The organism is Arthrobacter sp. B6, from assembly GCF_001663775.1.
GTDB lineage: Bacteria > Actinomycetota > Actinomycetes > Actinomycetales > Micrococcaceae > Arthrobacter.
This window is the reverse complement of sequence record NZ_KV467168.1, coordinates 1,133,414-1,152,010: the sequence shown is the minus strand read 5'-3', so window position 1 is coordinate 1,152,010 and position 18,597 is coordinate 1,133,414. Positions and strand designations below refer to the sequence as shown.

At 65.4% G+C, this 18,597-nt stretch carries 15 protein-coding genes; 5 read left to right on the top strand and 10 right to left on the bottom strand.

Annotated features, from left to right (window positions below):
* Nucleotides 1–52: 52 nt before the first annotated feature.
* The 3 genes from AU175_RS04895 to AU175_RS04885 form a co-directional block, all read right to left on the bottom strand.
* A complete protein-coding gene (locus tag AU175_RS04895; RefSeq protein WP_066286314.1) occupies nt 53–1,474 on the bottom strand; it encodes a class II fumarate hydratase in 1,422 nt (473 codons plus the stop codon).
* 76 nt (nt 1,475–1,550) lie between these two features.
* Entirely contained in the window at nt 1,551–2,165 is a 615-nt protein-coding gene (locus AU175_RS04890; protein ID WP_066286313.1) for a carbonic anhydrase, read from the bottom strand.
* A 9-nt stretch (nt 2,166–2,174) separates the two neighbouring features.
* Entirely contained in the window at nt 2,175–2,855 is a 681-nt protein-coding gene (locus tag AU175_RS04885; protein ID WP_082979010.1) for a DUF4245 domain-containing protein, read from the bottom strand.
* Between the two features lie 230 nt (nt 2,856–3,085).
* Here AU175_RS04885 and glpX point away from each other — a divergent pair, with 230 nt between their 5' ends.
* Nucleotides 3,086–4,108: a class II fructose-bisphosphatase gene (gene glpX, locus AU175_RS04880; protein ID WP_197497133.1), complete on the top strand. Its 1,023-nt coding sequence runs from the start codon at nt 3,086–3,088 to the stop codon at nt 4,106–4,108.
* Between the two features lie 113 nt (nt 4,109–4,221).
* Here glpX and AU175_RS04875 read toward each other — a convergent pair whose 3' ends face one another.
* The 6 genes from AU175_RS04875 to AU175_RS04850 form a co-directional block, all read right to left on the bottom strand.
* Entirely contained in the window at nt 4,222–5,178 is a 957-nt protein-coding gene (locus AU175_RS04875; protein WP_066286305.1) for an endonuclease domain-containing protein, read from the bottom strand.
* A 280-nt stretch (nt 5,179–5,458) separates the two neighbouring features.
* On the bottom strand, nt 5,459–6,427 hold the full coding sequence (locus AU175_RS04870; RefSeq protein ID WP_066286302.1) for a lipid II:glycine glycyltransferase FemX: 969 nt from the start codon (nt 6,425–6,427) through the stop codon (nt 5,459–5,461).
* Nucleotides 6,428–6,430: 3 nt separating this feature from the next.
* The gene (manA, locus tag AU175_RS04865; protein WP_066290565.1) at nt 6,431–7,681 is read right to left on the bottom strand and encodes a mannose-6-phosphate isomerase, class I; all 1,251 of its coding nucleotides are present in this window, start codon (nt 7,679–7,681) and stop codon (nt 6,431–6,433) included.
* A 57-nt stretch (nt 7,682–7,738) separates the two neighbouring features.
* Nucleotides 7,739–9,382 (bottom strand): LCP family glycopolymer transferase, encoded by a 1,644-nt coding sequence (locus AU175_RS04860; protein ID WP_066290562.1) that lies wholly within the window; start codon nt 9,380–9,382, stop codon nt 7,739–7,741.
* 10 nt (nt 9,383–9,392) lie between these two features.
* Nucleotides 9,393–9,980: a 5-(carboxyamino)imidazole ribonucleotide mutase gene (purE, locus tag AU175_RS04855; RefSeq protein ID WP_066286301.1), complete on the bottom strand. Its 588-nt coding sequence runs from the start codon at nt 9,978–9,980 to the stop codon at nt 9,393–9,395.
* Entirely contained in the window at nt 9,977–11,173 is a 1,197-nt protein-coding gene (locus AU175_RS04850; protein ID WP_082979009.1) for a 5-(carboxyamino)imidazole ribonucleotide synthase, read from the bottom strand. The genes purE and AU175_RS04850 overlap by 4 nt, the downstream gene beginning before the upstream one ends.
* 174 nt (nt 11,174–11,347) lie before the next feature.
* Between AU175_RS04850 and AU175_RS04845 the strand changes: the two genes are divergently transcribed.
* Nucleotides 11,348–11,923 carry a GtrA family protein gene (locus AU175_RS04845; RefSeq protein WP_066286300.1) on the top strand — a complete coding sequence of 192 codons (576 nt, stop codon included), beginning with the start codon at nt 11,348–11,350 and terminating at the stop codon, nt 11,921–11,923.
* A gap of 62 nt (nt 11,924–11,985) precedes the next feature.
* Here AU175_RS04845 and AU175_RS04840 read toward each other — a convergent pair whose 3' ends face one another.
* The gene (locus AU175_RS04840) at nt 11,986–12,681 is read right to left on the bottom strand and encodes a TIGR03089 family protein (protein ID WP_066286299.1); all 696 of its coding nucleotides are present in this window, start codon (nt 12,679–12,681) and stop codon (nt 11,986–11,988) included.
* Between the two features lie 412 nt (nt 12,682–13,093).
* Between AU175_RS04840 and AU175_RS22265 the strand changes: the two genes are divergently transcribed.
* Genes AU175_RS22265 through AU175_RS04825 form a run of 3 tightly spaced genes read left to right on the top strand, consistent with a single transcriptional unit; the run spans nt 13,094 to nt 18,592 of the window.
* Nucleotides 13,094–13,639 carry a WhiB family transcriptional regulator gene (locus tag AU175_RS22265; RefSeq protein WP_082979008.1) on the top strand — a complete coding sequence of 182 codons (546 nt, stop codon included), beginning with the start codon at nt 13,094–13,096 and terminating at the stop codon, nt 13,637–13,639.
* An 11-nt stretch (nt 13,640–13,650) separates the two neighbouring features.
* Nucleotides 13,651–16,998, top strand: a complete 3,348-nt coding sequence (locus AU175_RS04830) for a glycosyltransferase family 2 protein (RefSeq protein WP_066286297.1) — start codon at nt 13,651–13,653, stop codon at nt 16,996–16,998.
* The gene (locus AU175_RS04825; RefSeq protein WP_066286295.1) at nt 16,991–18,592 is read left to right on the top strand and encodes a DUF5719 family protein; all 1,602 of its coding nucleotides are present in this window, start codon (nt 16,991–16,993) and stop codon (nt 18,590–18,592) included. Before AU175_RS04830 ends, AU175_RS04825 begins: the two co-directional genes overlap by 8 nt.
* Nucleotides 18,593–18,597 lie beyond the last annotated feature (5 nt).

Sequence of the window (18,597 nt, the reverse complement as noted above, 5' to 3'; positions counted from 1 at the left end):
TGGGGGGGGGGGGGCCCGCCGTCGTACGGGGGGCCTCCGGTCGTCTGGGGACCTATGCCTTGTGCGGCGGGCGGGTCATGGACATAACGTCCAGTGCCGTGTCCAGCTGCTCTTCGGTTACTTCGCCGCGCTCCAGGAAGCCCATGGCCACCACGGTTTCACGGATGGTGAGGCCCTCGGCCACTGCCTTCTTGGCGATCTTCGCCGCGTTTTCGTAGCCGATGTACTTGTTCAGCGGGGTGACGATGGACGGTGACGCTTCGGCAAGGAAGCGGGCGCGCTCCACGTTTGCGGTGATGCCGTCAATCATCTTGTCGGCCATGACGCGGCTGGTGTTTGCCAGCAGGCGCACGGACTCAAGCAGATTGGCGGCCATCACGGGGATGCCGACGTTCAGTTCGAAGGCGCCGTTGGTTCCGGACCACGCAATTGTGGTGTCGTTGCCGATGACCTGCGCGGCCACCATGATGGAGGCCTCACAGATGACGGGGTTGACCTTGCCCGGCATGATCGAGGATCCGGGCTGCAGGTCCGGAATGGCGATTTCGCCCAGGCCGGTGTTTGGACCGGAGCCCATCCAGCGGAGGTCGTTGTTGATCTTCATGAAGGAGATCGCAATGTTGCGCAGCTGGCTGGACGCCTCGATGAGGCCGTCGCGGTTGGCCTGTGCTTCGAAGTGGTCGCGGGCCTCGGTCAGAGGGAGGCCCGTGTCGGTGGCGAGCAGTTCAATCACCCGCTCCGGGAACCCGGCCGGGGTGTTGATGCCGGTGCCCACAGCCGTGCCGCCGAGCGGAACTTCAGCGACGCGGGGGAGCGAGGCGTTGATGCGCTCGATGCCATAGCGGACCTGCGCAGCATAGCCGCCGAACTCCTGGCCGAGCGTCACCGGAGTGGCGTCCATGAGGTGGGTGCGGCCCGACTTGACGACGTCCTTGAACTCCACGGCCTTGCGCTCCAGCGACTCGGCCAGGTAGCCGAGGGCCGGGATGAGGTCGTTGATCAGGGCCGAGGTGGCCGCGACGTGGACCGAGGTCGGGAAGACGTCGTTGGAGGACTGCGAGGCGTTGACGTGGTCGTTCGGGTGCACAACTTTGTCGCTGCCCGCAGCCTTGAGGGAGCGCGTGGCCAGTTCGGCGATGACCTCGTTCGTGTTCATGTTCGACGACGTGCCGGAGCCGGTCTGGAAAACGTCGATCGGGAAGTCGCCGTCGTATTTGCCCGCAGCCACCTCATCGGCGGCCTCTGCAATCGCCTTGGCCAGCTCGCCGTCGAGCACTCCAAGTTCTGCGTTGGCCTGGGCCGCTGCCTTCTTTACCCGGGCGAGGGCCTCGATGTGGGCGCGTTCCAGGGTTTTGCCGGAGATGGGGAAGTTTTCAACTGCACGCTGCGTCTGTGCTCGGTACAGGGCGTTCACGGGGACGCGGACTTCGCCCATCGTGTCGTGTTCAATGCGGAATTCTTCAGTGGAAGTCATGGGGCTAGCTTAGGACGCACCAACGCCGCATCGAAAACCGTGAACCGCATGCTACGGGCAGCCTTTCAGCGGGCGTTCAGAGCTCGCCTATCCCGGAAACAAGGTCCGCGCGGCCGTCGGCGAGGCTGTACGAAAGTCCGATGACCGCTGCCCGGCCGCTCTCGATTGCGTCCGAAATCACACGGGAGCTGTCCACGAGGCGGTGGGAGGTCTGTTTGACGTGCTCCACCACCATGTCGTTCACGTCTGGTTTGTCATTCCGGAGGGACGTCAGCACGGACGGTGTGATGCGCTCGACAAGGTCCCGGATGAAGCCCACCGGCATCTGTCCGGTTTCGACGGCGGACTTTGTGGCACTCACGGCACCGCAGCTGTCGTGGCCCAGCACCACGATCAGCGGCACCCCCAGCACGCCGATGCTGTATTCGAGTGAGCCGAGGACGGCGTCGTCGATGACCTGGCCCGCTGTCCGCACCACAAAGACGTCACCGAGTCCGACGTCGAAAATGATCTCGGCGGCGAGGCGGGAGTCGGAGCAGCCAAAGATCACGGCGAAGGGATGTTGGTTCTCCACGAGCGAAGACCGCCGGGAGGCGTCTTGGTTGGGGTGGGAGGATTCGCCGTTTATGAAACGTTCGTTGCCTTCGCGAAGTCGTCGCCAGGCCAGGGCCGGAGTCAGGTAGGTTGCCACGGCCCTACCTTACGATGTGGGGCCCGCCGAGGGGGAAACCGTGACGGCAGGGTTACTTTCCAGGGACTTCACGACGGCGTCCGCCAGCACCGCGAACTCGTCGAGTTTTGCGGGTCCACTGAGGACAACGGTGGTGCCCCGGTAACTGAGCACCATGCTCCTCTCGCCCTTGCCAGTATCCCGAAGTTCCCATTCCTGTCCGCCTGCACTGCGCGACCCCGTGACAGGGGCGTTTCCTGTTTGCTGGAGGAGCCAGGTGGGATTGGCCTGACGGGTCTGGACAAGACCGATGAAGGACTCGTCAGGTGTCAGGAAGCCGACTTCCCAGGTGGGTACACCGCTGCCGCTGCCGGACTCCCAGCGGGCGTAGTTGGAACTGAATGTGTCACCAGTGTCCGGCGCCACGGGTGTGAATCCTGCCACATCCGTAGCGTTCCGGGCCACCGCGCTCACGTCGATGTCCGGCCGGAAGCCGTCACTCTTCGGGAGCGGGTTCATCAGGACGACCGGCAGGAACGCGGCGATGCTGACCAGAAGCGCGATGACCATGCCGATGACTGACGCGTTCGCGCGTTTGGCCGCTGCCGCCGGGATTACGGGCTTGACGGGCTGATCCCCGCCGTCCTCCGTGGCCTTGCCGGCGCCCCCGGAACCGGAGGCATCGTGGTCCGGGCTGGTCTTTTCCTGCATATCACTCACCCCTCTATAGTCGCCCATGCGGGCGTCCAACTCACACTCCGGACGCTGGTTGTGCGGGAGGCCGCCCCCACAGCGCACATTGCGGGCGCGCGTCATGCCATGCCCGGAACGCGATGCCCCGACTATGATCGTTAGCAGAGGAATCACCGTATCCGCCTGAACAGGGGGAACAGGTCCAATGATCGCCACTCAAAGAAGAGGTTCACGTGTCACCAGCGCCTATGACCCAGCAATACTCCACGATTTCACCGTCCCTGGCTGTGGGGATCGACGAGCCGGACCGCAACCTTGCCCTTGAACTCGTCCGCGTCACCGAAGCCGCGGCCATTGCCGGTGGCCACTGGGTTGGCTTCGGTGACAAGAACAAGGCCGACGGCGCCGCCGTTGACGCCATGCGCTCCTTCCTCCACACGGTCCACTTCAACGGCGTTGTGGTCATCGGTGAAGGCGAAAAAGACGAAGCCCCGATGCTCTTCAACGGCGAGCACGTCGGCGACGGCACCGGCCCTGAATGCGACGTCGCCGTAGACCCCATCGACGGTACCCGCCTGACCGCCCTCGGCATCAACAACGCCCTGGCCGTGCTGGCCGTGGCCGAGCGTGGGTCCATGTTCGACCCCTCCGCTGTGTTCTACATGGAGAAACTGGTCACCGGCCCGGAGGCCGCTGACATGGTTGACCTGCGTTTACCGGTCAAGCAGAACCTGCACTTAATCGCCAAGGCAAAGGGCGTGAAGGTCAACCAGCTGAACGTCATGATCCTTGACCGTGACCGCCACCGTCCCCTGGTCGAAGAGATCCGCGAAGCGGGCGCGCGTACTAAGTTCATCATGGACGGAGACGTTGCCGGCGCCATTGCCGCGGCCCGTTCCGGTACAGGTGTTGACGCCCTGATGGGCATCGGCGGCACCCCGGAAGGCATCGTGGCGGCCTGCGCCATCAAGTCCCTGGGCGGCGTCATCCAGGGCCGGCTGTGGCCCACCAGCGACGATGAGAAGCAGAAAGCCATTGACGCCGGCCATGACCTGGAACGCGTACTGTCCACCAACGACCTCGTGTCCAGCGACAACTGCTACTTCGCGGCCACGGGCATCACGGACGGCGACCTCCTCAAGGGCGTCCGCTACTCCAAGGACAAGGTCCTCACCCAGTCCATCGTGATGCGCTCCAAGTCGGGGACCATCCGTTTCGTTGACGGTGAGCACCAGGCCAGCAAGTGGGAAGGCTACGCCCGCAAGAGCTAGGTTCTTCGGCTCCCCCCGAAGACGCGAACGTACAGTTGAGGCCCCGGATCCAAGCGGATCCGGGGCCTCAACTGTACGTTCGCCGGCCGCCAGGCGCCTGTCCCCAACCACGTTCATCCTCGGGCGACGGACTGATGCTCCGTCTGGCTCTCCGGCAGTCGTCGGGTGGCTGCCCTGACTTTTTCCAGGACAAAGGGCTTATCACCCTCGAGGTCCTCCTTGAAGACCCTGATTTCAGTCCAGCCCAGCCGCTCCGTGGTCGCCCGCCTCATTTCATCGAGTTTGATCTGGCCGGGATCCGAGTGGTGCCCGCCGTCGTACTGCAGGGCAATACGATGTTTCGGGTAGGCCGCGTCCGGCCAGACAGCGGGGTAACCCCAGCTGTTGCGGACCACATGGTTTAGCAGCGGCTCGCCAAGGTTGGATCGAGCAAGGGCCAAACGCATTCGTGTTTCCTGCGGTGAATCTGCGCCAGTGCGTATTTCCTCGAGGGCCAGCCGCGCGGTCTTCACGCCCCGCATGCCCGGGTGCGCAGCGATCATCCTATTCAGGTCAACTATCGTGGCCAGAGGCTTCTTTGGTCGCGGGAATTCAGGCCCGTGGGCCGCCACCACGGAATCTCCTGCCGCAATCAATTCATCAACGGTGAGCAGGCTTGCAAGATCCAGCCACGTCCGCGCCGGCGAGGTGACACGGACGCCGTCGTGCATCACCACCTCGCCTGGCTGGAACGTCATCCGGTGGCCAATGACGTTCCTGCGCCTGGGCTTACCGTCTGACCGGCCGCGCGCGATATGGATCCGCCAGTCTTCCTCGAGCCAGGCAGGTAGGCCGAGCGCCCAGATCCTGCCTCCAGAATGGTGTGTCAAGGTCGATGACTTGTCCAGCGTCGTATAGGCACGAAGGTTGGCGGGCACAGCCGCGTTTCCGTTCATGGGGATGCGGATGCCGCGGGACGGAATGAGGACGTCGGGCTGCCGCTGGCGCTTTCGTGACACGCCGGAGCACGCGGCGATAGCCGTGGTAAACGAGCCGGCTAACAGTTCGTCAGGGAGCGGTGAGAGTGCCATGCTCCAGTGTGCAAGAAAATCGCAGCGGTCGTGAGGGTTATCCACAGGCCAGCGACGCTCAATTACGCGAGCGTACACTTGGGGCCCCAGAATCTTCCGGCGTTTTCTAGTGGGTCGTTGAAACTCCAAGGAGTCTGGGTCTTGGATAGGGCCACAAGTGTACGTTCGCGCCAGCGGACAGGGCCACAAGTGTACGTTCGCGCCAGCGGACAGGGCCACAAGTGTACGTTCGCGCCAGCGGACAGGGCCACAAGTGTACGTTCGCGCCAGTGGGAGGGGCTTAAGTGTTCGTTCGCGCCAAGGGGGAGGGGAGTGTCCGCAGCCTGTCCCGCAGCTTGCGCGCCAACTGGTACGCGTTGTACCGGAGCTTTTTTACCGGGAGGTCCCAGGCACCGGGGTACGAGATTTCGCGGCCACCGAAGGATTTCTTGAAGGCACTGAAGCCTGACCACTTGTGGTCGGGCTGGTCCGCCGGTGCCACTCCCCAGAGGTCCACGTGCTTCAGCCCCCGGTCCTTCGCGTCTGCCATGAGGGTCACCAATAGCGGAATGCCGGCACTGAGCTTCCGGTGGGTGTCGTCCAGGGCTGCATGGGCGTAGGTGCGGGTGTCGGCGGAATCGTAGGCCAGGGCTGCGGCGATGGGCTCTCCCTGCAGTTCCGCGATGAAGAGCGTCGCGGCGCCTGCGGGCATCATGGAGGTCACCACGCTGGTCAGGTAGTCGTCGCTCTGCGGCTTGAATCCGTTGCGCCGTGCCGTCATGTGGAGGAACTTCAGCAGGATGCCAATGTCATCCGGGTCCTGCGACGTCCGGAAGGTGACGCCCTTCTTGTGGATGTTCCGGTACAGGTTCCGGTTTACGGGCTTCATGGCGGCCAGGACGTCCTTGAAATCACCGTCCAGGTCCACGATCCAGCTGAGTTCGGGTTGTGGGTTGCTCGGTGCCGGCTGGAGGCCCCGGCGACGGAGCTCGTCCGCCGCCGCCGAAACCCCAAGTCCCGCGGATACCGGTTCGATCCGGACAAAGACGGCACCGCAGGAGCGGGCCAGTTCAATGAGGGCGGCGAGGGCGGCGTCGAACGCGTCAGGGGAAGAGGCCACCGGGCCGTAGGGCGCGTACAGCACCTTGCCGGCAGGGTTGGTCTCCTCAACTGCCAGGAAGCTCCAACCGGGGCCGGATTGCTGGTGAACGGTACGGCCGAGCGATGACAGGACGTCCGCCCAGGCGGGAGTCTGGAGGAAATACTCCACCGGTCAGGCTTTCATGGAGGTGGTGACGGCGAAGGCAACTGACGGTTCCTGCGTCCCGGAAACGGGGTGGACGTTCACCGGTGCTTCGGACGCAGCCAGGAACGCGCTTCCGCCGCGTGCCAGCTGCAGGTCGCCCTTGGGTGAGTCGAGGTACACGGTTCCCTCGACCACAATCACCACGGCCGCCCCGGACTGGGCCAGGGGAACCGGCGGTGCTCCCGGGGCCAATTCGATGCGCTGCAGTTGGAACTCCCGGAACGGCGGCTGGTAGAGCTCCTGGCCGAGTTCGGAAAACTCCGGCCTGAGCATCGGTACCGCCACCGGCCTGAATTCGATGGTGCGCAGGAGCTCGGGGACATCAATGAACTTCGGTGTCAGTCCGCCTCGGAGCACGTTGTCGGAGGAAGCCATGACCTCCACGCCCATGCCATGCAGGTATGCGTGCACGTTGCCCGCGGGGAGGTACACCGCTTCACCGGGGGCCAGCGAAATCCGGTTCAGCAGCAGCGAAATCAGCACACCCGGATCGCCCGGGTACTTTTCGTTCAGGCTGAGCACCGTCGACAGCTCGGACCGGTACGGCTCAAGGGAGGCGCCGGAGACGAGCACACCGGCGACCAGGGCGGTAGCCTCAGCCACGGCGGGCCCGCCTGAAATCAGCCGTTCGAAGGCCATCCGCAGCCCGGTGCTCTCGTCGGAGTTTCCGAGGTCTTCCAGAAGTTCAGTCAGCAGCGGAGGCCGGTCGGCCTCAACTGCATCGAAGGCGGCTGCCAGGTGGAGCAGGGTGGCACGCGTGTCAGCCGCTGGCCGGAAGCCGCACAACGCCTCAAACGGCGTGAGCGCAAAGATCATTTCAGGCTTGTGGTTGTCATCGCGGTAATTCCGGTTGGCCGCATCGGGAGCCACGCCTTGGGCATTTTCCCGCGCGAACCCGGCCCTGGCCTGCGCGCTGCTGGGATGGACCTGCAGGGAGAGTGGCTGCGCGGCCGCGAGAACCTTAGTGAGGAACGGCAGCCGCGGTCCGAAGCCGGCCACGGATTCAGCGCCGAGGAAATGCTCCGGATCCTCGGCGATCAGCCGGTCCAGCGGCACATCCGAACCGTCAGGGCGCCGTGCGACGGAGGGCGAGTCCGGGTGCGCGCCAATCCAGAGTTCGGCTTCCGGACGGCCGGATTCGGGGCGTCCCAGAAGCCCGGCGATCGCCGTCGTGGATCCCCAGGCATAATCGCGGAGGACGTTCTCAATTTCGTACACAGCCGTGTCCATTTCTTGGTCTTCAGGTTTAGGGCATGCGGTCACGGGGAGTGGCGCCTACAAGGGCGCGCACAGGCCGTTCGAGGCGACCAGCTCACGCAGCGCCTGCTCGTTGCCCTCGCTCTTGAGCTGGTTCAGCATCGCCTCGGTGATCGGTTCGCCGTAGGGCGTGGTGGTCACCGGTGTGAAGTCCGACGGCGGTGTGGGCTGCTGCGCCTGGGCGCGGCCGCCTGCCAAAACAGTAGGCGGAAGCGTCCCGGACGCCTGCAGGCGGCCGCCGCCCGCGGGGACCGGCACCATGCCGTCAACAGGCAGGGCGGCCTGTGGCCCCGACGCGGAAGCGAGCAGCTGATCCACCTTGTCGTGGATGACGTCAAAGTCAGGAACGGTGGAGAAGGAGACATCAAAATCGGGTGGCCCGATGGTGAGCCGCTTGACGTCCTGGCCCTTGGCTTTCATGGCGAGGTCAACGAAGCTTCCCAGCTGCGAGGAGGAGATATTCGAGTCCACGACTTTGGTCCCCGCGTTGGCGATATCCTCGAACTTGGCCAGCAGGGTGGCCGGGTCCAGCTGCTTGAGCATGGCCTGCTGAACGCACTGCTGGCGCTGGATGCGGGCGTAATCGTCAACAAATTCACGGGATCGGCCGTACCAGAGGGCTTGGTCGCCATTGAGAGTCTGTTCACCGGCGGGGATCCAGCCCAAGGGCATGCCGTGAACGCGGCTGACTTCATCAAATATGCCGCTCATGGGAACCCAGCCGCCGGCCTTGATCCTGATGCCGCCCATGGCATCGATGAGCTTGGCGAAGCCTTCCATGTCTACCAGGACATATGCCTGGATGGTCAGGCCGAGGGTACCGGAGACGGCCTCGAGGGTTGCCTGGGCGCCGGGGTCGGCTACTCCCGGGTAGAGGTCGGCGTGCTCGTTCGTCACCTCAGTGTTGATGGCGTTGATCAGGCACTCGTCGCCGCAGTTGTAGCCGTCCGGATAAATCTGGCGCATGGGGGAGCCCTCACTGAACTGGGCGTTCTGGAGGTTGCGCGGTACGGAGATGATGGCGGTCTGTCCGGTCTTGGCATCGACGCTTAGAACCGAAAGGCTGTCCGGCCGCCGGCCGGTGCGGTCATCACCCGCGTCGCCACCCATCATCAGGAAGTTGTAGCGGCCTTCCACGGGATCGATGGCCGGGCCGGAGGAGAAAATGCTGCCGATGGCGTTACGGCCCACATTGAGCAGGTAGGCGGCGTAGCCCAGCGAGCCGCTGCTGAGGATGAGGGCCAGGACCAACGCAATTCCGACGGCGGGACGCGCCCCCGGCGCCAGCAGCACGGGCCGGATCAGCCGAAGGGTGTTGATGAAAAGGAACGCCCAACCGAGGGCCAGGGCGACGAGGACCAGGATGATCAGGAGCGAAGTGAACGGGTTGGTGATGACGTTAATCAGCAAAGGCCGGTTGAGGACCAGCAGCAGAATGGTGGCGAGCAGCAGCGCCCAGACGCCGAAGGTGACCCGAAGGGCAAGGCGGCCGAGCTTACGGTCACCCGCCACAATTTGGGCACTGCCGGGTACCAGGAGGGTCATCAGCAGCAGGACAAAAGCCCGCTTGGTCCGGACGGGGGCCGAGGCGCTGGACGGATACCGGACAGGATCAGTCATGACCCCTCCGGTTGAGGGCTGCTGCGTTTCGCTTCTGGACATTTCCGGTACCTTAGCGGGCGCCCCGGAGGACACCATTGCCGTCAGCGAAGACTTCGCTGACCTTCTGCCGGAGGTTGGCTCCCTTTCGGGCAGCGACGTCATTGAGCTCCTGGGCGAAATCCAGGAGGTCGGCGCGAAGCGAGGCTGCCAGGTCGTCGGTGCCGGACGCAAGGATGCGGACGGCAAGAAGGCCGGCATTGCGGGCGCCGGCGATGGACACGGTGGCCACTGGAACGCCGGCCGGCATCTGGACGATGGACAGGAGGGAATCCATGCCGTCCAAGGTCTTGAGGGGGACCGGAACACCAATAACGGGCAGGGGCGTCACGCTGGCGAGCATGCCGGGGAGGTGCGCGGCCCCGCCTGCGCCGGCAATGATGACCCGCAGCCCGCGTTCATGGGCGCTTTGGCCGTACCGGATCATTTCGGTGGGCATCCGGTGTGCGGAGACAACGTCGGCTTCAAAGGGAACACCGAACTCGGCCAACGCCTCCGCCGCGGCCTCCATGACCGGCCAATCCGAATCTGAGCCCATAACCAGCCCAACGATGGGGCCGGCGCCGGTGTCGCTGATGCCGGAGGTGGTTTCGGTGGTCATGCGTTCTCCTCGGAAATCCGTGCTGATTCTTCGGTGGGGACCCGGCCGTCTCGAATGATGCCGGCCACCCGCGTTGCCCGTTGCCGGACCGCGTCCACGTCGTCCGTGGAGGTCCCCACGAGGTTGACATGGCCAATCTTGCGGCCGGGACGCACCGACTTGCCGTAGCAGTGGACCTTGGCGGCCGGTTCGCTGGCAAGAGCGGCCGGGAAGGCCGAAAACAGATCCTCGTTGTCGCCGCCGAGGAAATTCTTCATCACCACTACGGGGCCGAGGACATCGGTAGCGCCCAGCGGCAAGTCCAGGACTGCCCGCAGGTGCTGTTCAAACTGGCTGGTGACCGAACCGTCCTGGGTCCAGTGGCCGGTGTTGTGGGGCCGCATGGCCAGTTCGTTAATGAGGAAGCCGACGCCGGAACCCGGGGTTTCGAAAAGCTCTGCCGCCATCACTCCGGTCACACCCAGTTCCGTGGCAACGCGGAGGGCTGCGTCTTCCGCGGCCGCAGCAACCTCAAGCGGGATGTTCAGGGCAGGGGCGATGACTTCGTCACAGACGCCGTCCACCTGGATGGTGTGTACCACCGGCCAGGCCCGCGCTTCGCCACTGGGGGTCCGTGCCACCAGGGCGGACAGTTCCCGGCTGAAGTCAACCTTGGCTTCCGCCAGGAGCGGGCTCATGGCTTCGAACCAGGGAGCGGCCTCCTCGGCAGCGTCGGCGGAGTCGATGATTCGAACGCCCTTGCCGTCATAGCCGCCGCGTGGCATTTTGAGGACCACGGGCCAGCCGATCTCATCGCCGAACCTCACCAGGCCGGGAACGTCAGCCACTGCGGCCCATGTGGGGTTCGGGAGCCCCAGCCTGTCGATGGCCGCCCGCATCACGAGCTTGTCCTGGGCGTTGACCAGGGCGTCCGGACCGGGCTGGACGTTAACGCCAGCGGCCAAAAGCTCACGGAGGTGGTCCGTGGGCACGTGTTCGTGATCGAAGGTCATAACATCGAGGCCGTCCGCGAAGTCGAGGAGGGTCTGGAGATCCTTGTAGTCACCCACCGGGGAGGTGGCAACGGCTGATACGGCTGAAACGTCCTCAGCCTCAGCCAGGACGCGGAGTTCAAAGCCTAGTGCGGTGGCGGCTGGGGCCATCATGCGCGCGAGCTGGCCGCCGCCAACCACGCCGATTACTGGAAAAGTCACAAGTGCCAGCCTACAGAAAAGCGGGCCGGATCCCGGCTTTCTGGCTCCACTTGGCCTGAGTTTCGGGTAATTACGCCGCCTGCTTCCCCCGGGTGCGGCGGCGCATGGGGTGAATTCAGCGCTAAAATGGACCTTTGGCCGTGTGGCCCACAGTTCTGACGGCCATGGAGGGTCATGTTTAGCTCAGTTGCAGATCGTATCCGGGGGCTCGCCTCGCTGTTTTGGCGTGAGGTGGCCAAGTTCGGGGCGGTGGGCGGTGTGGCGTTCGTCATTGACTCGGCTGTCTATATCTGGCTGTTCACCGGACCGATGCACGGCAGCGAGGTCTGGGCGAAGGCTGTGGCTACCATCGTGGCCAGTATCTTCTCCTGGATTGCCAACCGCTATTGGACGTTCCGCCACCGGAAGCAGGCCAACGTTGCCCGCGAAGCCGCGCTTTTCGCCGTGATGAACCTGGTGGGGCTCCTGATTGCGTCCGGCTGTGTTTGGTTCGCGAAGTACATCCTGGACTTGAATGACAAGCCCTCGCTGTTTATTGCAGGCAGCGTTGTGGGCCTGGTCCTAGGCACTATATTCCGGTTCTTCGCCTACCGTTTCTGGGTCTTCAATGAAGAACTGGACCAGGAGCCGGAGTTCTCACACGACCACGAACTCATCGAGCTCCACCACCACGAAAAGACGGCCGCGGCGGCAGTCCAGGGCGGAGAACGGCTCGACGGGGACGCTCCCGAAGGCCCCCGGCCGTCCTAGTCCTGGGTACGCAGGGCGTTCTGCGGCCACGATCAGCGGCCGGCGCCCTACCAGCCGGCGGCCTACTTGCCGTGGATGCGTTCGGCGGCGAGGAGCTTGTCCGTCAGCTCAACGTCCGGGTGCGCCATCAGCACGGACCCGCCGCTCTTCCAGGCACCCAGGGAGTTGGACAGTGCTGCTTCCAGGCCTTCGGCGGCAGGCACCAGAAGGCGCACCCCCTCTTCGTGCGGGGCGGCAAAGCCGGTGAGCAGGCCCTCATGGAGGTGCTGCCGGCCGTCGCTGCCGCGAATGGCGCAGCCTGATTCCGAGGGATCCGTGTGGGCCATAAACACGTCTCCGTGCGAACGGACCTCCGAGGCGTAGTCGATACAGCCGCCCGGCAGCTCGCCCGGCCACCGCATTGCCAGGGCCGGGAGCGCAACGGCAATCACGGCGTGGTGCCGTCCCGTTGAGTCCGGCCGATCAGTTACGAGATAGTCGGCATCGCCGCCGTCCAGCACGGTTTCCATTCCGAGCTGCCAGGCGGCCAGTGCCCAAATGACCGACTTCCAGTGGGCCGGAAGGTCAAGGTTTACACGCATACCGGGCTCGGCGTCGAGTTCGTCCTGCAGCAGGTTGCTGGTTTTGGCGACCCAGTTGTCCAGCACCCGTCCCGACAGCTCGACACGCTCTGAGTCCGGCCCGTACCAGGTCAGGCGCGGTGAGGTGGCATGTCCGGAGCGCAAAGTGGTCATCAGTTCGATCGCTGGGATGCTCATTGCTACATCTTGGCACGAGAGCCTCAGCCAGTCACCGGAAATCGTGCGCTGGCGATGGGATGAATAGTGAGGCACCGAGCGTCGAAGTTGCTGTGATGTTACTCACACGAGTTTCTCATTTCGCTTGCGTTATTCACGCAGAGGCTGTATTTTCTGCCGGAATCCATGGGGATTTGGCGGAGAAGCCCGCACTCCGTTGGTCCATGTCGCATGCGCGGCAGGCGTGCCCGTAAAAATTCCCGGGCGTGGCGTGCCCTGAGTTGGCCGGGACTGTTGATTATTATCCCTCCACGGCTTGACTCGCCTGTAGTTACACACGTGTAATTAGATATCGAAGGCCATTGCGCAAATACCGGCACACAACCGAGTGTCCAAGTATCCAGGCAGGGGCAGCAACATCAGGAGGGTCGCCGTGGGGCAAGCAGAGCGTATCCATGAAGATGCAGTCGTCGCCGGACAGGCAACGGCGAAGTACCGTTCACGAGGCGTGCCGAGCGATTGGTATGTGGATCCAGCGGATCCGGACGCCGCTGAGCGCTACAACCGCAATACCAAAGAGACTTTTGAGGATCAGGCCACTGCGTTCCTCGCTGCCCATGAAGCGCTGCTCGACGGCGGACATGACCAGGACGATGACGACCTGGATCCGCCCATGGAACTCCAGACGCTTACCGGGGGCACCACTTCGCAGCCCGTGTGGATCGGGCTGCCTTTCCAGCAGGATTTCGACGACGAAGGCGAACTGGGCTGGCAGACCGATGCTCTCTGTGCCCAGACGGATCCGGAAGCATTCTTCCCTGAAAAGGGGGGATCCACACGCGACGCCAAGAAGGTCTGCGGTGCGTGCAATGTGCGGTCCCAATGCCTTGAATACGCGCTGGCGAACGACGAACGGTTTGGCATTTGGGGAGGCCTTTCCGAGCGTGAGCGCCGGCGGCTAAGGAAGCGAGCAATCTAATTCTTCAGGAAGTGCACGTCACTGCCGTTGTGGTGTCCCACAACGGCAGTGCCTATCTCCCCAGAACCCTGGCTGCCCTGGCGGACCAGACCCGGCCTGTCGATTCGGTCATTGGTGTGGACACAGGATCCAAGGACGACTCTGAGAACGTGTTGGTGCGGGCCCTCGGCGAAGCCAACGTCATCACGCATCCGCAGGCCAAGGCCGGAATGGGCGGCGCCATACGTGCCGGGCTCGAGGCCCTGTCACCCTGGGACGGACATCCTGGAGGTTCGGGCACGGAGTGGATCTGGCTGCTTCACGACGACGCCGCGCCCGCACCGGAAGCGCTGGCCGAACTGTTGGGCGCAGTGGAACGTGCCCCCTCGGTCACGGTCGCCGGCTGCAAACAGCTAGACTGGCACGAAGGGCGCCGGCTCATCGACGTCGGGCTTTCCACCAGCAGATGGGCCGAGCGACTCACCCTGATTGACGCTGACGAGCTGGACCAGGGCCAATACGATGGCCGTACCGACACCTTCGCCGTGAACTCCGCCGGAATGCTGGTTCGCCGGGACGTCTGGGAACAGCTGCAGGGGTTTGATCCCGCGCTGCCCGGCAGCGGTGACGATATCGACTTTTGCTGGCGAAACCGCCTTGCCGGACACCGCGTCGTAGTGGTGCCCACCGCCCGAATGTTCCATGTAGCGCACAGGCCGCACGCCCTCGGGAATGCCTCGGCGGCCCGGAAAGCACAGGTGCACCTGCGGCTCAAGCACACCCCGCTGTGGAAGGTACCCCTGCACGCGGCGGGCGCGCTCCTGGGGAGCATCTTCAAACTCGTCCTCAGCATCGCGGTCAAGGATCCCGGATACGGCTTTACCCAGTTCGCGGCCACCTTGACGGCCTTGGGCAGGCCGGGTGCGGTGGCGAAGGCGCGCCGGACAGCCGCCCGGACGCGGCGGATCCGCCGCTCGGTCGTCGGCAAGCTTCAGACGTCCCGCCGGGAGGTTTGGAGCCACCGCCGTTCACTGATGGAGGCGCTGGGATCCGACTCCTCGCCCTCGGAGGGACTTGAAAAGGACCCCCTCGCCGACCAGCCGAGCGGGGATTCAGCCGATGATTTCGCAGCCCTGACCACCAGCGAACGTGGCTGGGTGGGGAACGGCGCACTGGTGGCGGTATTGATCGCCTCCGTGGCGTCACTCACGGCACTCACCGGCCTCTTTCGTGCAGAGTCCGCGTCGGGTGGCGCGCTGATACCTGCCTCGTCGACTCTAGGCGAGATCTGGCACCACGCGTCCAGTTGGTGGATCAGCCTGGGCGCCGGGCTGCCCGGCAGGGGGGATCCCTTCGGCTATGTGCTGTGGACCCTTGGCCTGTTGGGCGGCGGCGACGCAAACAGCGCCATCGCCTGGCTTCTCCTGCTCGCCGCCCCGCTGTCCGGTCTGGCGGCATGGTATGCCTCCGGTGCCCTGACGTTCCGGCGCCGCTTCCGTCTTGTTGCCGCCCTTTTCTGGGCCGGCGCTCCGGCTTTGCAGGTCGCCTTGAACCAGGGCAGGATTGGCGCCCTGGTCGCCCACATCATGGTCCCCCTGGTGGTTCTGGCGCTGCTCCGCGCCACTGGAACCGCCCTGGGTCATGGGCGGTTCCTGCTGCCATCACCCGGTGACCGGCGGTTCACCGAAAGACCACCGGAAAAGCCGGGAATCAACGGCACGCCGTCCTGGACGGCGGCAGCGGCCGCCGGCCTGGCCCTGGCGGTTGTGTCCGCCTCCGCACCGTCGCTGCTGGCCCCGGCCGCCGTCGTCATTGTCCTGTGTGGGCTCCTGCTGGGCCGGCGCGGCCGCACCGTGTGGTGGGCCCTGCTTCCGAGCGCCGCCCTGTTCATCCCTTTCGGCCTGTCCGTGCTGGACCGGCCGCGCGCCCTGCTCGCTGATCCGGGCGTCCCGCTGGGCTTCGCCGGCGCCCCGTTGTGGCAGCAGATCCTGGGCCAGCCGATCCGGTTCGCCCCGGACGGCGGGCTGTCGGGACTGCCGTTTTTTAGCGGCGCTGTTCCGTGGGCCCTGCTGCTCGCCCTGCTGCTGGCCGTGCCGGTGCTTGTCCTCGCCCTTGCGGCGATCCTGATGCCCGGAAAACGAAGCGGTGCGGCCCGTGCCCTCTGGGTGGCCGCCCTCATCATCCTTGCCGGCGGCTGGCTGGTCAGCCACGTGGCCACCGCCGTCAACGCAGACACGTTGGTGACACCCTTCACCGGCCCGCCGGTCTCGGCAGCCGGCTTCGCCCTGCTGGGCGCCGCGCTGATCGGCGCGGAGCGGCTCCTGGACGCGGCGGACAGGGCGTCCGTTGCAAGCAGTCCGCAGAAAATCCTCGTGCGTTCCGGGGTCGCACTGGCCACCGTCCTCCTGCTGGCCGGCCCCTTGGCCGGAATGGCGGCCTGGTCCGCCCAGAACCTCCTCCGGTCAGCCACGTCGGCCGGCCCGGCTCAGGATGCAGCGGGCGACCCGCTGGGCGTGCCCCGGCTGGTGGAGGCCGGCGATTCCCGGATCCTCCCCGCCACTGCCATCGACCGCGGTACTGGCCCGGAGCAGACCCGCACGCTGCTGATCAGTACCTCGGAAGACGGCACGTTCAACGCTGCCCTGATGCGCGGCGCGGGCACCACCCTGGACAGCCTGTCCACCATCGCGTCCGCCCGGAACATCATGGGCGCGCCGGGCACCGAGACAGTACGCGACGACGACAGCGTCACCGCAGCCGTCCGCGGTGTCGTTGCAACCATCGTGGCCGGACAAGGAGTGGACCCGCGCCCCGAACTGGAGCAGCTGGGAGCGGGGTTTGTCGTCTTGCGCTCCGCCGATACTGCCGCCCAGCTCACCGCCAGCAGGATGGACGCAGTGCCTGGTCTCATCGCCGTTGGACAGACCGACGTCGGGTGGCTCTGGCGGATCGCTCCGCTGAACCAGCCGGTTCTGCAGCAGGCAGACGTTGCCCACCGTGCCCGGATCGTTGACGGCACCGGCGCCACCGTTGCGTTGCTTCCTTCCGGCTTGGACGACGTCGACACGGAAGTTGCGGAAGGACCTGACGGGCGGCTGGTGGTACTCGCCGAACGTGCCGATCCCGGATGGAGCGCCTGGTTCGACGGCCGGAAGCTCACATCCACCACCTCCGGCTGGGCACAGGCCTTCACGCTGCCGCCTTCGGCCGGGCAGCTCACCATCCGCTACGAGAACCCTTGGGCGCTGTGGTCCGGCATCCTGCAGATCACGGTCATCGGCCTCACCGTCATGCTCGCGATCCCCATCCCGGCCCGCCGGTCCAACACCGGGCTGTCCCGGGACGAGGGCTCCTTGCGTAAGGAACACCAGAATGCATAAGGACACGTCCCCGGAAACGGGCAACCCGTCTGGTAAAGGCCTTTTGACGGGCCTGGTCTCGGCCGCAGCGATTATTGCAGCCGCCGGGGGAATCATTGCCGCGGCCACGCTGGCTCCGGAACCTGCGGGCAGCCGGAGCCTGCCGGCCGCACTGGCTGCCGTGCCAGCCGGTTCCAGCGTTGGAGTCTGCCCGGGTCCGGCCCGGCTTCTGAAAGGCACCGAAGCCGGGACGGATCCCCAGTTCAGCCCGGAATCTGCAACTGCCCGCAGCGCCGTCTCAGGTGCAGTAATCAGTGCTCCCGGCGGCGTCCTGCCCGCCAGCCGGCTTTCGGCCCTCGACGGGACTACCACCGTCGTGATCGCCAAGGACAGCGCACAGGCCAGCGGGGCAGCCGGACCGCAGGAACTCAAAGCCGGCGTCATCGAAGAACAGGCCGTGGACGCCGCGAGCGTCCTGAGTGCCGATGCCCGTGAAGGCCAGAAACCCTCTGCGGCAGCCCTGATGAAGTATTCGGCCACCGACGGCGACCTCCAGGGTTCCGCAGCTGCCAACTGCCAGCAGCCTTCCAACGACGTTTGGCTCGCCGGGGCCAGCACCACGTTGGGGCGCACGTCGGTCCTGATCCTCAGCAACGCCTCCACCACGCCTGCCACCGTCAGCCTGGAACTGTACGGCACAAAAGGCCAGATCCAGGCCCCCGGGAGCCGCGGCCTCCTGGTGGCACCGGGCAGTACCAGGTCCATCGTCCTTGCAGGGCTGGCGCCCGGGGAGGCCCAGCTCAGCGTGCACGTGCGGAGCGCTGGCGGTCCCGTGGCCGCAGCGATCCAGCAAAGCGTCCTCAGGGGACTGACACCCGGCGGCGTGGATTTCATTTCCCCGGGAGCCGGCCCCGCCGCTCGCCAGGTCATGACCGGAATCGACATCCAGGACGCAGCTTCCCTCGCGTCCCTCACCCGGGAAAAGGGCTACGAGGACGCCGGCCCCGCGCTGCAACTTACGGTCCCCGGCCAGTCGGATGCTGTGGTGGAGATCAAGCTGTTCGGGCGCGACGGCCAGCAGGCATTGCCCGGCGGGGGAGTGGTCACTGCCAAGGCAGGCTCTGTAACCGAAGTGTCCCTGGCGGGCGTTCCGGCAGGCCACTACACATTGGCCGCCAGCGCGGATGTGTCGTTTGTGGCTGCGGCGCGGGTAACGCGCGGGCTCAAGGAAGATCAGGCCTCCGACGTCGCGTGGGCGGCTGCAGGGGTCAGGCTTGGGAGCCAGCATGTGGTGCCGGTGCCCCAGGGTGGCAAACGCATCCTGGTTTTTGGAGCCTTGGAGGACCGGGCCACCATTTCATACTCCGCCATCACGGCCGACGGCAAGATCCAGCCTGCTTCCACCGCGGACATCGCCGGGGGAACCACCACGTCCATCGACGTCCCGGAGAAGGTCGGAGAATCGGTGGTAGTGGGGTATGTCGTGTCTGCCTCCGGCGACGCCGCCTACGGCGCCCTGATTCTCCAGCAGGATGGACGGGATGACATGTCTTCGCTGGCACTCATGCCCGCCGCGTCAGGCCAGGAACAGATTCCGGTCACGCTCGGGTACTGACGGAG

Coding starts and splice junctions, on each gene's coding strand:
- AU175_RS04875 (WP_066286305.1), bottom strand. CDS start 5,178: ATGGCACTCTCACCGCTCCCTGACGAACTGTTAGCCGGCTCGTTTACC.
- AU175_RS04860 (WP_066290562.1), bottom strand. CDS start 9,382: ATGTCCAGAAGCGAAACGCAGCAGCCCTCAACCGGAGGGGTCATGACT.
- purE (WP_066286301.1), bottom strand. CDS start 9,980: ATGACCACCGAAACCACCTCCGGCATCAGCGACACCGGCGCCGGCCCC.
- AU175_RS04825 (WP_066286295.1), top strand. CDS start 16,991: ATGCATAAGGACACGTCCCCGGAAACGGGCAACCCGTCTGGTAAAGGC.
- AU175_RS04885 (WP_082979010.1), bottom strand. CDS start 2,855: ATGCAGGAAAAGACCAGCCCGGACCACGATGCCTCCGGTTCCGGGGGC.
- AU175_RS04840 (WP_066286299.1), bottom strand. CDS start 12,681: ATGAGCATCCCAGCGATCGAACTGATGACCACTTTGCGCTCCGGACAT.
- AU175_RS04895 (WP_066286314.1), bottom strand. CDS start 1,474: ATGACTTCCACTGAAGAATTCCGCATTGAACACGACACGATGGGCGAA.
- glpX (WP_197497133.1), top strand. CDS start 3,086: ATGACCCAGCAATACTCCACGATTTCACCGTCCCTGGCTGTGGGGATC.
- AU175_RS04845 (WP_066286300.1), top strand. CDS start 11,348: ATGTTTAGCTCAGTTGCAGATCGTATCCGGGGGCTCGCCTCGCTGTTT.